This window comes from Streptomyces griseiscabiei, from assembly GCF_020010925.1.
GTDB lineage: Bacteria > Actinomycetota > Actinomycetes > Streptomycetales > Streptomycetaceae > Streptomyces > Streptomyces griseiscabiei.
The window spans coordinates 2,353,789-2,367,167 of the sequence record NZ_JAGJBZ010000002.1 but is presented as its reverse complement, the minus strand read 5'-3'; the positions used below and the strand labels follow the sequence as shown (position 1 = coordinate 2,367,167).

13 protein-coding genes and 1 pseudogene are annotated in these 13,379 nt (G+C 72.3%); 4 read left to right on the top strand and 10 right to left on the bottom strand.

The features are described 5' to 3' along the window. Positions 1-394: 394 nt before the first annotated feature. Both J8M51_RS27625 and J8M51_RS27620 read left to right on the top strand, forming a co-directional pair. Positions 395-724: pseudogene (locus J8M51_RS27625) on the top strand (L-histidine N(alpha)-methyltransferase); the annotation flags it as partial. Positions 725-957: 233 nt separating this feature from the next. Beyond that, positions 958-1,176, top strand: coding sequence for a dodecin (locus J8M51_RS27620; protein WP_216590089.1), 219 nt, complete (start codon positions 958-960; stop codon positions 1,174-1,176). Between the two features lie 21 nt (positions 1,177-1,197). On the opposite strand, the gene J8M51_RS27615 is transcribed toward J8M51_RS27620, so the two are convergent. Then, positions 1,198-1,686 carry a phosphatase domain-containing protein gene (locus J8M51_RS27615; RefSeq protein WP_267299549.1) on the bottom strand — a complete coding sequence of 163 codons (489 nt, stop codon included), beginning with the start codon at positions 1,684-1,686 and terminating at the stop codon, positions 1,198-1,200. A gap of 146 nt (positions 1,687-1,832) precedes the next feature. Between J8M51_RS27615 and J8M51_RS27610 the strand changes: the two genes are divergently transcribed. Continuing rightward, positions 1,833-2,930 (top strand): NAD(P)/FAD-dependent oxidoreductase, encoded by a 1,098-nt coding sequence (locus J8M51_RS27610; RefSeq protein WP_086753452.1) that lies wholly within the window; start codon positions 1,833-1,835, stop codon positions 2,928-2,930. Positions 2,931-2,998: 68 nt separating this feature from the next. On the opposite strand, the gene J8M51_RS27605 is transcribed toward J8M51_RS27610, so the two are convergent. The 7 genes from J8M51_RS27605 to J8M51_RS27575 form a co-directional block, all read right to left on the bottom strand. Further along, on the bottom strand, positions 2,999-3,499 hold the full coding sequence (locus J8M51_RS27605; RefSeq protein ID WP_179202929.1) for a MarR family winged helix-turn-helix transcriptional regulator: 501 nt from the start codon (positions 3,497-3,499) through the stop codon (positions 2,999-3,001). A 40-nt stretch (positions 3,500-3,539) separates the two neighbouring features. Next, positions 3,540-4,505, bottom strand: coding sequence for a catechol 2,3-dioxygenase (locus J8M51_RS27600; protein WP_086753448.1), 966 nt, complete (start codon positions 4,503-4,505; stop codon positions 3,540-3,542). Positions 4,506-4,533: 28 nt separating this feature from the next. Continuing rightward, the gene (locus J8M51_RS27595; RefSeq protein WP_264761013.1) at positions 4,534-5,622 is read right to left on the bottom strand and encodes a 4-oxalomesaconate tautomerase; all 1,089 of its coding nucleotides are present in this window, start codon (positions 5,620-5,622) and stop codon (positions 4,534-4,536) included. Beyond that, positions 5,619-6,329 carry a 4-carboxy-4-hydroxy-2-oxoadipate aldolase/oxaloacetate decarboxylase gene (locus J8M51_RS27590; protein WP_086753446.1) on the bottom strand — a complete coding sequence of 237 codons (711 nt, stop codon included), beginning with the start codon at positions 6,327-6,329 and terminating at the stop codon, positions 5,619-5,621. Before J8M51_RS27590 ends, J8M51_RS27595 begins: the two co-directional genes overlap by 4 nt. Further along, positions 6,329-7,108 carry a PIG-L deacetylase family protein gene (locus J8M51_RS27585; RefSeq protein WP_086753444.1) on the bottom strand — a complete coding sequence of 260 codons (780 nt, stop codon included), beginning with the start codon at positions 7,106-7,108 and terminating at the stop codon, positions 6,329-6,331. The genes J8M51_RS27590 and J8M51_RS27585 overlap by 1 nt, the downstream gene beginning before the upstream one ends. A 47-nt stretch (positions 7,109-7,155) precedes the next feature. Continuing rightward, entirely contained in the window at positions 7,156-7,821 is a 666-nt protein-coding gene (locus tag J8M51_RS27580) for a GntR family transcriptional regulator (protein WP_086753442.1), read from the bottom strand. A 92-nt stretch (positions 7,822-7,913) separates the two neighbouring features. Continuing rightward, entirely contained in the window at positions 7,914-8,825 is a 912-nt protein-coding gene (locus J8M51_RS27575; RefSeq protein ID WP_398856974.1) for an EamA family transporter, read from the bottom strand. A gap of 68 nt (positions 8,826-8,893) precedes the next feature. On the opposite strand from J8M51_RS27575, the gene J8M51_RS27570 reads away from it, so the two are divergent. Continuing rightward, positions 8,894-9,772 carry a LysR family transcriptional regulator gene (locus J8M51_RS27570; protein WP_086757750.1) on the top strand — a complete coding sequence of 293 codons (879 nt, stop codon included), beginning with the start codon at positions 8,894-8,896 and terminating at the stop codon, positions 9,770-9,772. On the opposite strand, the gene J8M51_RS27565 is transcribed toward J8M51_RS27570, so the two are convergent. Both J8M51_RS27565 and J8M51_RS27560 read right to left on the bottom strand, forming a co-directional pair. Then, on the bottom strand, positions 9,757-11,448 hold the full coding sequence (locus tag J8M51_RS27565) for an SMP-30/gluconolactonase/LRE family protein (RefSeq protein ID WP_086757751.1): 1,692 nt from the start codon (positions 11,446-11,448) through the stop codon (positions 9,757-9,759). The two genes, J8M51_RS27570 and J8M51_RS27565, sit on opposite strands and share 16 nt — an antisense overlap. Positions 11,449-11,474: 26 nt before the next feature. Then, the gene (locus J8M51_RS27560; RefSeq protein ID WP_086757748.1) at positions 11,475-13,307 is read right to left on the bottom strand and encodes a flavin-containing monooxygenase; all 1,833 of its coding nucleotides are present in this window, start codon (positions 13,305-13,307) and stop codon (positions 11,475-11,477) included. Positions 13,308-13,379 lie beyond the last annotated feature (72 nt).

Genomic DNA, 13,379 nt, shown 5'->3' with positions numbered 1-13,379 from the left:
TCGGTCGGACATCCACTATCGACGAGGTCACGAGACACATACGCTGGGAGGCCGTACACACCCGTCAGCCGCAGGAGGTCGAGCCCGACGTGCGGTCCGGCAGCAATCTCACAGCGGAGCTCAAGGGCGCGGTTATGCAGAGCCTTCTTCTCCGTCCACCGCTGGCCGCGTGTCACCTAGAACGGGCTTGCCGATTGGAGGAGAACCGGCGCATTGCCGAGAACCGACCGCCCGACTGGCTACCGAGCAGCCACATCATGGAGATGATCAAAGATCGCATGCCTGACGAGGAACGAGGCGAGGAAGACGCGAGTGAGGGCTACCTCCGACGAAACGTCCCGATGCGCCTCCCAGGTTCTACGGCTGGCATCCGGACATGTCCGCGCCCGCATAAGCCGAGTTCAACAAGAACGTGCTGAACGTGGTCGACCGGGAGCTGGGGGCGGACTTCGACCCCGACGCGTTCGAGCATGTCGCCCTCTGGAACGTGGAGTGCGAGTGGATCGAGATGCGGTTGCGGTCCCTCGTGGCGCAGACCGTGAAGATCCCCGCGCTGGGCCTCGCGGTCGAGTTCGAGGCCGGGGAGGAGGTGCGGACCGAGGTGTCCGCGAAGTTCAGGAGGGAGGGGGTGCGGGCCGAACTCGCCTCCGCCGGGCTGGGGTTGACCCACTGGTGGACGGACGAGGGCGGTCGTTTCGCGCTGTCCTTGAGCCGGGCCGGGTAGGGAGGTCGGGGCTGGGCTGAGGGGTACGTCGTCGGGTGCGGCCCGGTGGGGCTTCTCGCGCAGTTCCCCGCGCCCCTGAAAAGCAGGGGCTGCCCGACCAGCCCCCACCGGACCCGCACCCGACGACGCACCCCCACCCACCCCGGCCCCCTCGCGAACCGGCGGAGCCTGAGGCACCGTGGATGGATGTGGCCCACCGGCCACCGACGGAGCACGCGACAAGGAGAACCCGTATGACCGACCACGTGTACCGGGTCACCGAGATCGTCGGCAGTTCGGACGAGAGCGTGGACCAGGCGATCCGCAACGGCGTCGCCCGCGCCGCCCAGACCCTGCGCAACCTGGACTGGTTCGAGGTGACGCAGGTGAGGGGGCACATCGAGAACGGGCAGATCGCGCACTACCAGGTCGGCCTCAAGGTCGGCTTCCGCCTGGACGACGAGACCGGCTGACCGGACCGCCGCGGCGGACGCTCAGGTCCGCCCCTCCCGCTCCTGCGCCGCCTTCAGCGCGGCGGAGGCGGCGGCCCAGCGCGCCCGGACGACCGTGAAGCCCGCCCGCTCCGCGTCCTCGCAGACCAGTTCGTCGTCGTCCACGAGGACGCGGATCTCCCGGGTCCGCGACAGTTCGCGGAGGATCTCCAGTTTGGTGCGGCGGGCGGGCCTGCGGTCGTTGTTCCGGCGCATCCAGATCCGCCCCTCGGGCAGTCCGTGCGCGGCCAGCCAGTCGACGGTGTCGCGGCGGCAGCGCTCGGGCCGCCCGGTCAGATACACGACCTCGCACTCCTCGGCGCTCTCGCGCGCCAGCGCGACCCCCTCCGCCAGCGGCGGATCCTGCGGGGCGGCGGCGAAGAACGCGGCCCAGTCGCGCCGCGCGCCCTCCAGGAACCGCTGCCGGTGCGCGGTGTCGGCGAGGGTGTTGTCCAGGTCGAATACGGCGAGAGGCCGGTCGTTGTCGGTCACGGCCCCAGCCTAGGCAGAGCACGGGCGGCCGATGACTCGTGTCGTCCGTCGTCGCTTCACACAACACACACGAGCCCCGCCCGCAGCTTTAAGTTTCAAACGTTACGCTCGTCATCTCTCCCCCCACACCGCACAGGAGAACTGGCGTGCTCGACGGCGAAGTAATCGTGATCGGCGGCGGATACGGGGGCATCCGCCTCGCCAAGCAGCTGGACGAGGTCGCACGGGTCACCCTCGTGGACCGCAAGGAGGTCTTCTTCCACCGCATCGCCGCACTGCGCGCGGGCGTGCACGAGGCATGGACGTGGACGCCCTTCGTCCCCTACGACCGACTGCTGCGCAACGGCCGTGTCGTGGTGGGCAAGGCGATCGACATCGACACGGGCGAGCGGCAGGTGCGGCTCGCCACGGGTGAGCGGCTGCCGTACGACGTGGTGGTGATCGCGACGGGTGCGGACTATCCGGAGCCGGCCCGTTTCCTGGGCACCACCGTGGAGGAGGCGGGCAAGACGTTCGCCGCGCACCAGGAGAGCGTGGCCGCCGCCGGGCATGTCCTGATCGTCGGCGGCGGGCCGGGCGGGGTGGAACTCGCCGCCGAGGTGCGGCTCGCCCGGCCGGAGGCGCGGGTCACCCTCGCGCACGCCGGGTCCGAACTGCTCAACTCCACCGGCAGCAGGCGGGCCGGGCGGCGGGCCCTGGCCTGGCTGGAGTCGCACGACGTGGACGTACGGCTCGACTCGTTCGTCTCCCCGGGCCCCGACTTCGGCACCTATCGGGACGGGCGGGGGAACCTCGTCGAGGCCGACCTGTCCTTCTGGGCCAACGGCACCACGCCGAACACGCTCTGGCTGCGGCTGGCCGGGCACGGGGCGTGGCTGAACGAGGCCGGGCAGGTCAAGGTCGACGACATGCTGCGGGTCGACGGGCAGCTGGACGTGTTCGCGGTAGGCGATGTGAACGATGTCAGCGAGCTGAAGATCTCCCCCGTCGCCTTCGCCCAGGCGGACATCGCCGCCCACAACATCCGTTCGCACCTGACGGGTTCGGGGCGGCACCGCAAGCAGCCTCGTCCGTACCGGCCGGTCCGGCGGACGCCGCTGATCGTGCCGCTGGGGCCGGCCGACGGGATCACGCTGCTGCCGGTGCCGGGTGGGGAGACGGCGGTGCTGGGGGCGCGTACGTCCACGCTCGCGAAGGCGCGGACACTGATGACGCCGTATGTCCGCAGGCAGCTCGGGTACTGACGGTCGTGTGCGGAGTGCGGGCCGGTGGGGCTGGTCGCGCAGTTCCCCGCGCCCCTGAAGAGCCGGGGCTACGCCCCGTGCTCTTCGACAAGGTCGTTCGCGTGGGTCAGGAAGTCGTCGACCATGCGGTGGAAGAGCCCCGCGAGCTGCTGGAGTTCCTCGGGGGACCACTCGGAGAGTGCCATCTGCATGCCGCGGACGCCGGCCTCGCGGATACGCCCTATCGCCTGCCGGCCGACCGGGGTCAGTTCGATGCGCTGGGCGCGGCGGTCGTCCGGGTCGGGGACGCGGGTGACGTAGCCGGTCTTCTGGAGCTGCTGGACCTGGCGGGTGACATGGGATGCCTCGACGCCGAGGCGGTTGGCCAGCTCCCCCGGCCGCAGCGGCTCGGAGTCGGCGATCTGCCGCAGCAGGGCGACGGCGGCACGGTCCAGCGGCACACCGGCCAGGCTCATCAGACGCTCGTGCGCCCGGGCCCGGGTGCTGAGGTAGGTGATGCGGGTGAGGGCTCGCTCGATCTCGACCACTTCCGGGGAGGCGGGGTCGGAGGATGGCGGTGATGGGGACATGGGCTCCACTTTACCATCTTGTTGCCTGACTCAAGTAAGTTCATCGCGGAGTCCGTCGGTCGGCCGGCGGAGTGCCGTGCGTATGGAAGGACTCGATGGTCTTCAGGCCCCACGCCTGGCCCTTGGCCCGCTCCGCCTGGGTCCAGGTGACGAGCGGCCAGTCGGGGGCGAGAACGAGCCGGGTGAGGGGGTTGCACAGCTCGATCCGGTTGCCGCCCGGCTCGTAGACATAGAGGAAGAACGTCTGCTGGATGGCGTGCTTGTGCGGGCCGGTCTCGATGAACACGCCCTGGTCCAGGCAGAGATCGGCGGCCCGCAGGATGTCCTCGCGGGTGTCGGTGGCGAACGCGATGTGGTGCAGCCGGCCGTGCGAGCCGGTCCAGTCCTCCGTGTGGACGACGTCGTACGACTTGTTGGTGAAGGTCAGCCACTGGGCGGCGACCCTGCCGGTGTCGAGGACGATCTGTTCGGTGGGGCGGGCGCCGAGCGCCTCGCGGGTGAAGGCGGCGTCGGCGCCGACGTCGGCGGCGAGGAAGTTGACGTGGTCGAGGCGGCGGACCCCGACGCCGTGGCCGGGTTTGGCCTGGGGCTGGTTCTTCAGGCCCGGCCTGAGGTCGGCCGGCGCCTCGTACCACTCGGTCTCCCAGTACAGGGCGATCTCGTGGCCGTCGGGGGCGGTGGTCACGTAGAGCGGGCCGATCCCCGGTTCGTCCTCGACCCAGCGGCCCGCGCGGCCGGTGTCCTCCAGGGCCTTCACCCGGCGTCGCAGTGCCTCCTCGCCGGAGGCCCGCAGGGCGGTGCGGCGGACGCCGGACGTGGAGTGGGCGGTGAGGGTGAGGCTGTGGTGTTCGTAGTCGTCCCAGGTCCGCAGGTAGACCGAGCCGCCGGAGCGGCCGTTCTCGGTGAGGCCCAGGATCTCGGTGAAGAACCAGAGGCTGCGGTCGAGGTCGGGGGTGAGCAGTTCGACATGGCCGAGGTGGGCGATGTCGCCGAGCGGCGGGGTCATCGGGGACTCCTTGGATACGGGGAGCGGGTCAGGGGCGGCGGGAGGGGACGGGCGGCCGGGGGAAGACCGTGCCGTCGAAGATCCTGCGGGCGGTGCGTACGACGGCGGTGCGGCTCACCGAGGGGCTCCCGTCGGGGCCGTACGTCACCCGGGTCTCGATGTCGAGGAAGCCGGTGGGGTGTTCGAGGCGTACACGGTCTCCGGTGGCGGGGAGCCGGGCGATGCCTTCGCCCACTCCCCCGGTGACGCGCAGTCCGGCGGCCACGCTCGCGGCGCCCAGGACGCCGATGGAGGTGTGGCAGCGCACCGGGACGAAGGTGCGGGTGGCGACCGCGCCGCCGTCCCGGGGCGGGGCGAGGAGGCTGAGCTTGGGCACGGTGGTGTGCTCGACGTCGCCGAGGCCCATCAGCGGGCCGGCGGTCAGCCTGATCTCGCGCAACCGGGCGGCGAGCGCGAGATCCTTCTCCAGCTCCTCGGGGGTCTCGTGACCGGTGACGCCGAGGGCGGTCGCGGGGATCAGGACGGTCGGCATGCCGGTGTCCACGCAGGTCACCTCGGTGCCGGCGACGACGTCCCGGGCGTTCCCGGTGGGCAGCAGAGGGCCGCCGCCGGGCGGGAACCCGATCACCACCGGCGCGCCCGTCCCCGGCACTCCGGAGATCTCCGCGTCCCCGGTGACCGCGATCCGGCCGCCGGGGGTGGGGAAGGTGGCGACGGCGAGGTCACCGGAGTTGAGCATGCGGATGCGTACGGACGTCTCGCGCTCGCCCGCGCTCAGCAGTCCGCGCTCGACGGCGAACGGGCCCACCCCGGCGAGGAGGTTGCCGCAGTTCTGACGGTCACTCACCTCCGGTGTGTCCACGCCTACTTGGAGGAACAGATAGTCGACGTCGGCCCCGGGGCCGGCCGACGCGGACACCACGGCCACCTTGCTGGTCAGGGGGTGGGCACCGCCCAGGCCGTCGATCTGGCGCGGGTCGGGGCTGCCCATGACCCGCAGCAGCAGGTCGTCGCGGTCGGCCGGGTCGGTGGGCAGGTCGTCGGCGAGGAAGTAGGCGCCCTTGGAGGTGCCGCCGCGCATCAGCGTGCAGCGGACTCCCCCGGACCACCCGGTCACCGCGCGGGCTCCTCGCCCGCGTACTCGTCGTACGACCGGTACGTCACCCCGAGCCCTACGAGGGTCTCGCGCAACCCGTAGCGGTCCAGGCCTAGTTGGCCGTCGAGGAAGGCGGCGCGGGAGGCGGCCTCCTTGCGTTCGCGGGCCTCGGCGGCCTCGGCCGTGCGGCGGGCCCGGGCGCGGGGGACGACGACCACGCCGTCGTCGTCGGCGAGGATCACGTCGCCGGGGTGGACGACCTGGCCGCCGACGGCCACGGGGACGTTGACGGAGCCGCCGGTGGCCTTGACCGTGCCCTGGGCGCTGACGGCGGCGGCCCAGGCGGGGAAGCCCATCGCGCGCAGTGCGGCGGTGTCGCGGATGCCCGCGTCGATGACCAGGCCGCGTACGCCCCGCCGCTGGAGGGCGGTGGCGAAGAGTTCGCCGAACATGCCGTCGGTGGACGGGGAGGTGGTGGTGACGACGAGGATGTCGCCCTCGCCGCACTGCTCGACAGCCGCGTGGATCATGAGGTTGTCGCCGGGCCAGGACAGGACCGTGACGGCGGTGCCGGCGATCCGGGTGTCCCGCTGGTTGGGGCGGAGGCGGGTGCCGAGCAGACCGGTGCGGCCCATCGCCTCGTGGACGGTGGCGACGCCGTACCGGCCGATCGCCTCGACGTCCTTCGCGTCCGCCTTCGGCGGGTCGGTGACGATCACGCCGCCCATCAGTCGAGCACCCCCGTGACCTGCGGGTAGGGACGCATGTACGCCTCGGCCATGGTCCGGTGCGCGAGGCCCAGGTTGGGGCCCGCGTTGCGCTTGAGCTGGACTCCCCGGCGTACGGCGAGGTCGGTGTAGTAGTCCCACAGGTGCCGCTGGGCGCCCAGGCACTCCATGGCCTCGCGCTTGGTCTCCCACACCTCGGTGATGTCCAGGAGCACCTCGGGCCGGAAGCCGCACATCTCGGGCTGGTGGGGCTCGAAGAAGAAGACGGGCGGGGCGCCGATGATCTCGCCCTCGGCGGGGTAGCCGATGGCCTGCGCGAGGACCCGGGCGTCGAGGGCCATGCGGGCGGCGGCCGGGTGGTCGCCGTTGTAGGGGTCCTCCAGGGGGTGGGTGAGGACGACGTCCGGCTGGGCCCGCCGGTAGACGGCCACCAGGCGGTCGGTCAACTCCGGTGCGGGGATCAGGGGATAGTCGCCGGCGTCGAAGAAGACGATCGCGGCGCCGAGCGTGGCGGCGGCCCTCTCGGCCTCCTCCCGCCGCATCGCCTTGATCTCGTCCAGCGTCCGGCCCTCGCGCCAGGCCTTCGCGGACTCGCCGCGCTCACCGAAGGTGAGGCAGGCGATGGTGACCCGCTCCCCGCGCGAGGCCGCCAGGGCCAGGGCGCCGCCGGCTCGCCACACGAAGTCGCCCGCGTGGGCGGTGACGACGAGGGTCGATCGTGGTGTCGACCGCGGTGTGGATCGTGGTGGGGCGGCGGCGGGCGCCGTGCTGTCGGTCATGGGTCAGCTCTCCTCGGTGGACAGGCAGTTCCGCCCACCCCGGAGCGTCAGGCGCGACGCGGCTCTTCGCGCAGCGCGGTGATCACGCTCATGAGGTGGGCGCGGACGGCCTCCTCGGCGGCCCGCGGGTCCCTCGCCGTGATCGCCTCGATCATGGCCAGGTGTTCACCCAGGGATTGCTGGGGACGCCCCGGCCGCAGCGCGAGCTGGAAGCGGTGGCGCACCAGCTGGGCGTTGAGCCGCTCCAGCAGTTCCACGGCCACCCGCTGGCCGGAGATCTCCCGGATGCGGGTGTGCAGCCGCTGGTTCAGCTCGGAGTACGTCACCGGTTCGCCGTCGGCCACGGCCTTGGTCATCGCCGTGCCGATGTCGGCCAGTTCGGCGAGCTGGTCCTCGGTGGCCAGGGTCGCCGCCTTCGCCGCGCAGAGCCCTTCCAGGACCATGCGGCACTCGCTGATGGCGACCGCTTCCTCCACGCTCACCACCCGCACCCGTGAGCCCCGGTTACGGATCCGCTCGACCAGTCCTTCGGCCTCCAGATCGATCAGCGCCGCACGGATGCTGGCCCGTGTCACACCGAACTGCTCGGCGAGTTCGTTCTCGACCAGCCGTTGGGCCGGTGCCATCTCGCCGTGCGCGATCGCCTGCCGCAGCTTCGCCAGCGCGAGCCGCTTGGCCTGCTCCCCGGTGCCCGGACGGGCTTCCTCCCGCATCGTGCCCTCCCTGAGCGAGTGCCTGTCGAACGTAAATCCAGGCCAACAAAATTGTCAACAATTTTGTCATCACAGGGTCGCACGGCCGGGGCTCAGCGGCGCGGCACCAGCATGCAGAGCGCGTTCGCCGCGACGACCGCGCCGATCGCCGCCCACTCGACCCCGCCCAGATCCTGCCCGAGCATGATCCAGCCCGCGAGCGCGGCGAGGACCGGGTTGACGCTCATGAAGAGCCCGAACACCTGGGCGGGTACGCGGCGCAGGGTGAACACGTCCGCGAGATACGGCACGGCCGACGCGAGGACCCCGGCGGCGATCGCGTACCCGACGGCGCCGACGGTGGGCGGGTTCCGTACGACCACGACGGCACCGACCGGCAGGAAGGCCAGGGCGGAGAGGCCCGCGGCGGCCGCGGAGCCCTGCGCGCCCGGGATACGGCGGCCGACCGTGCGGTTGAGGAGGATGTACGACGCCCAGCAGACGGCGGCCAGGAGACCGAGGCCCATGCCGAGGTAGTCGGCGGAGGGCTGGGGGCGCATCAGGGTGACCACGCCCAGACCGGCGATCAGCGCGCAGCAGGCGTCCACCCGGCGGCGCGACCCCGCCAGGGCGATGGCGAGCGGGCCCAGGAACTCCAGGGTCACCGCGAGCCCCAGGCCGATGCGGTCGATGGCGGTGTACAGCGACAGGTTCATCGTCCCGAACACCAGCGCGAGCAGCACCACCGGCCACCACTGACGCGCGGTGAAGGACCTCCACCGCGGCCGGCCGACGGCCACCAGGACGAGGGCGGCGACGTACTGCCGTATCGCGACCACCCCGGCGGGCCCCAGCACGGGGAAGGCCAGTGAACCCAGCGCGGCCCCGACCTGGTTGGACGCGCCGCAGCCGAGCATGGTGAGGACGGCGGCCGGCCGCGCGCCACCCGGCGCGGGGGCGGCGGCCGGAACGGGGCCCGTACCGGCCGGGGCGAGGGCGGTGGCGGGAGCGGCGGCGGTGTCCATGCGCCGATGGTGCGCCCGGTCCATCGTTGCGCAAAATGCATCCACCGGAGGATCTATACGCTGGAGTCATGGATGACACGGGCCAGGCCGTCAGGGATGTGGAGCTGCGGCAGCTGCGCTGTCTGATGGCGATCGTCGACGAGGGCACCTTCACCGACGCGGCGATCGCGCTCGACGTCTCCCAGGCGGCCGTGTCCCGCACCCTGGCCTCGCTCGAACGGGCCCTGGGCGTACGGCTGTTGCGCCGGACCTCGCGTGAGGTGACGCCCACGCCGACCGGGCTCAGGGTGGTGTCGCACGCGCGGCGGGTGCTCGGCGAGGTGGACGACCTCGTGCGGGAGGTGGCCTCGGGCCAGGTGCGGCTGCGGATCGGCTACGCCTGGTCGGCGCTGGGCCGGCACACATTGACGTTCCAGCGCCGCTGGGGCGCCGCGCACCCGGAGACGGATCTGCAGTTCGTGCGGACCAACTCCCCCACGGCCGGGCTGGCGGAGGGTTCCTGCGATCTCGCCGTGGTCCGGCGGGCGGTGGACGACCGGCGGTTCGACTCGGCGATCGTCGGGCTGGAGCGGCGGATGTGCGCGATGGCGAGCGACGATCCGCTGGCCCGCCGCCGGTCGGTGCGGCTGGCCGATCTCAGCGGGCACATCCTGCTGGTGGACCGCCGCACCGGGACGACCACCCCCGATCTGTGGCCGCCCGGCTCCCGGCCCGCGACCGAGAAGACGCACGACGTCGACGAATGGCTCACCACCATCGCCACGGGCCGGGCCGTCGGGGTGACCCCGGAGTCGACGGCCAACCAGTACCGGCGGCCCGGTGTCGTCTACCGGCCGGTGCGCGACGCCGAGCCGATCGCCGTGCGGCTGGCCTGGTGGCGGGACGACCCGCATCCCGCCACCCCGGCCGCCATCGAACTGCTCTCGGACCTCTACCGCTCCGGCTGAACCCCCGCCTCCGCCCCTGCCCCGGCCCCTTCTCCCGACCCCGCCTTCGGCGTGAGCCGCAGTACCGTGCCCTCGCCGTTGGCCGACAGCAGGAGGGTCCCGTCCAGGTCCGCGGCGAGACCGGCGAAGCGGCGGGCCATCCCGGGCAGGCCACCGGCGAACAGCGCCGGTTCCTCCCGGGGGACGACACCCGGAGGCGGTCCGACCGGAAGGTCCTCGGCGTCGGTGCGCCGCTCCCCCGTGACCAGGCAGACCGCGTGCAGCCTGCGCGGTCCGGTCTCCACCACGAACAGCTCCTCGCCCAGGACCGCCAGCCCCTGCGGCGCGCCGAGACCGTCCGCGACCACGGTGGTCCCGCCGCCGTCCGTCTCGATCCGCAGGACGGTCCCGAGCCGTTCCTCGCTGACGTAGAGGCGGCCCGCCGCGTCGAAGGCCACGTCCGTGGGCCGGTCGAGCCCTTCGGCGAGGACGGTCACCGTGGCCGCGTCCGCGACAACGTCGGCGGTGTCCGACGCGGGGGTGGTGACCGCCACGACCCGGCCCGCGCCCGCCTCGGCCACCACCAGGGAACCGTCCGGCCCCACCGCGATCCCGATGGGCCGGTCGAGACCGCGCGCCCGCTCCCGGACGGCACCGGAGCCGGGGTCGTAGGTCAGTACGGCACCGAACTGCGAGGTGTAGTGCAGCAGTTCGCCGTCGGCGGTGATGCCGTGCGCGAAGGGCAGCAGCAGCTGTGTGTCCACCTCGTCGGGCGCCGGGGTCGCCAGCCGGTAGTGGTCGGCCGCGTACACCCTCCCGCCGAGGTCGACCGTGATGCCGTAGGGCCCGTCGAAGCCGCGGGGCACGAGGTCGCGGGTACGGCCGTCGGGGTGCAGCTCGCTGACGCCGCCGGCGGCGTAGCTGGAGACGAACATCCGGTTCTCCGCGTCGAACGCCGCGTTGTCCAGGCCCTTCAGCCCGCTGGTGACGAGCGTGCGGGTGCCGCCTCCGTGCAGGTCGATCCGGGTGACGATGCCCTGGACGCCGCGTGAGACGACGTGCAGGACGCCACCCCGGTCGAAGCGGACCGCGACCGGCTCGTGCACGTCCTCGGCGACCACCTCGGGCGTTCCGCCGTCCGGTGGGATGCGCCAGACCTGCCCGGTGATCATGTGCGGGTAGTAGAGGTGCCCGTCCGGGCCGCGCTGCATCGCGTTGCCGAGGGCCAGGCCCTCGGTGAGCACCACCGGGTCGCCGCCGTCGGGGAACAGCTCCAGCAGCCGGCCGTCGAACTTCATCTCGTTGACGAAGAGCCGGTCCCCGATACAGGTGATGCCGTTGGGGTTGGTGATGTCGTCGGTGACGAGGCTGTACTCCCCCGCCGGGCTCCGCCGCCACACCCGGCCCGGCACCAGGTCGGCTATGTACATGGAGCCGTCCGCGCCGAAGGCGAGGTCGTCCGGCGACTGCACCGGGCTGTCCATCGGCACGACCACCTCGACGTCCCCGGTGGCCGGGTCGACGGCGCTGATCTGCCCGGCGAGGAACTGCGCCACGTACAGCCGCCCGTCGGGGCCGAACGCGACCCCGTTGGAACCCCACAGCGGACTGGGCGGGTTGAGCCGCCGCGCCTCCCAACGGGCGCTGGTGGTACGGAGATCGCCGGACGCGTCGTACCGGTTGGGTCGCTCGCCCATGCCGTCCACCGTCGTCTCCCCGGGCCTCACTCGGCACCCACGAGGACGTCGTCCATGCCGCCGTCCGCGCGCCAGCGGCGCAGCAGTTCGTGGAAGGCGACCGGTCCGTCGCCGTACGACTCGCTGCGCGCCCGGGGCCGGCCCTCGTTGTTGTAGTAGCCGGGGGTGCACTCGGCGTGGAACCTGTACAGGTCGGCGGCCTTCTCGCGGATGGTGGCGACCCAGGCGTCCTGGGCCTCGGCGGTCGGCTCGACGTACCGGGCGCGGCGCCTGCGGGCCTCGGCGACGACCTCGCCGACGTGGCGGGACTGCTGGTCGAGGATGTGGACGTAGTTGACGGCGCTGGCGTTCTGCATGGGGCCGAGCTGGAAGAGGTTGGGGAAGCCATGGCTGTAGAAGCCGTGCAGGGTCTTCGGGCCGGCCGTCCTCCAGGTCTCCAGCAGGCCGACGCCGTCCCGGCCGTACGCGGGGAGGCGGCCGGAGAGCAGGCCGGAGACGCCGACCTCGAAGCCGGTGGCGAAGATGACGCAGTCGACCTCGTACTCGACCCCGCCGACCACGACGGCCTTGTCGGTGATGCGCTCGACGCCGTGGGTGTCGGCCGTGTCGACGAGGGTGACGTTGGGCCGGTTGAAGGTCTGGAGGTAGTGGTCGCTGAAGGTGGGCCGCTTGCACATGTAGCGGTACCAGGGCTTGAGCTTCTCGGCGGTCTCCGGGTCCTCGACGATGCTCGCCACGCGGTCGCGCAGCTCGTTCATCTTCTGGAAGTCGGCGATCTCGTAGGCGCGTTCACGCTCGTCCGCCGGGACGTCCGCGTACGCGGCGGTCGGGATCAGCTTCTCCTGGAGGCGGGCGCTGCTGGTCCAGGCGTCGTCGATCAGGTCCTTCTCGACCCGGACGCCGGTGACGGTCCTCAGGAAGTTGTCCATGCGCTCGCCCTGCCAGCCGGGGGCGAGCGTCTTGGCCCACTCCTGGTCGGTGGGGCCGTTGCCGCGTACGTCGACCGTCGAGGGGGTGCGCTGGAAGACGTACACGTGGGCGGCGTCGGCCCCGAGGTGCGGGACGACCTGGATGGCGGTGGCGCCGGTGCCGATGACGGCGACCCGCTTGTCGGCGAGCCCGGTGAGGCCGCCGCTCGCGTCGCCGCCCGTGTAGGCGTAGTCCCAGCGGCTGGTGTGGAAGGTGTGGCCCTTGAAGGTCTCGATACCGGGGATGCCGGGCAGCTTCGGCTGGCTGAGCGTGCCGCTGGAGACGACGACATAGCGGGCCCGGATCCGGTCGCCGCGGTCGGTGGCGACGATCCACTCCAACTCGGTGTCGTCCCAGCGCAGTTCGGTGGCGACGGTCCGGAAGCAGGCGTCGCGGTAGAGGTCGAAGTGCCGGCCGATGGCCCGGGTGTGCTGCCGGATCTCCTCGCCCGGGGCGTACCTCCACTTCGGAACGTAGCCCAGTTCTTCGAGGAGCGGGAGGTAGATGTACGACTCGATGTCGCAGTGGATGCCGGGGTAGCGGTTCCAGTACCAGGTGCCGCCGAAGTCGCCGCCCTTCTCGATCACCCGGATCGACTCGACGCCCGACTGCCGCAGCCGGGCTCCGGCGAGCAGCCCGCCGAAGCCGCCGCCGACGACGACCGCCTCGACCCGGTCGGTCAGCGGCTCCCGGGCCGACTCCCCTTCGGCGTAGGGGTCGTCGTCGTAGTGCCCGAACTCACCGGCGATCCGCTGGTACTGCGCGCCGCCGTCCGGGCGGATCCGGCGTTCGCGCTCGGCCCGGTACCGCTCGCGCAGGGCGTCCGGGTCGAAGCCCAGTTCCCGCGGGTCGGGGGACGTGGGGCCGGACGGAGTGTGGGGGGTGGACATCGGGGTCCTCTCTGCGGTCCTTGGACGTCTGTGTGGTGCTGTGGAGTTGTGCGGTGCGTGCGCCGCGTGCGC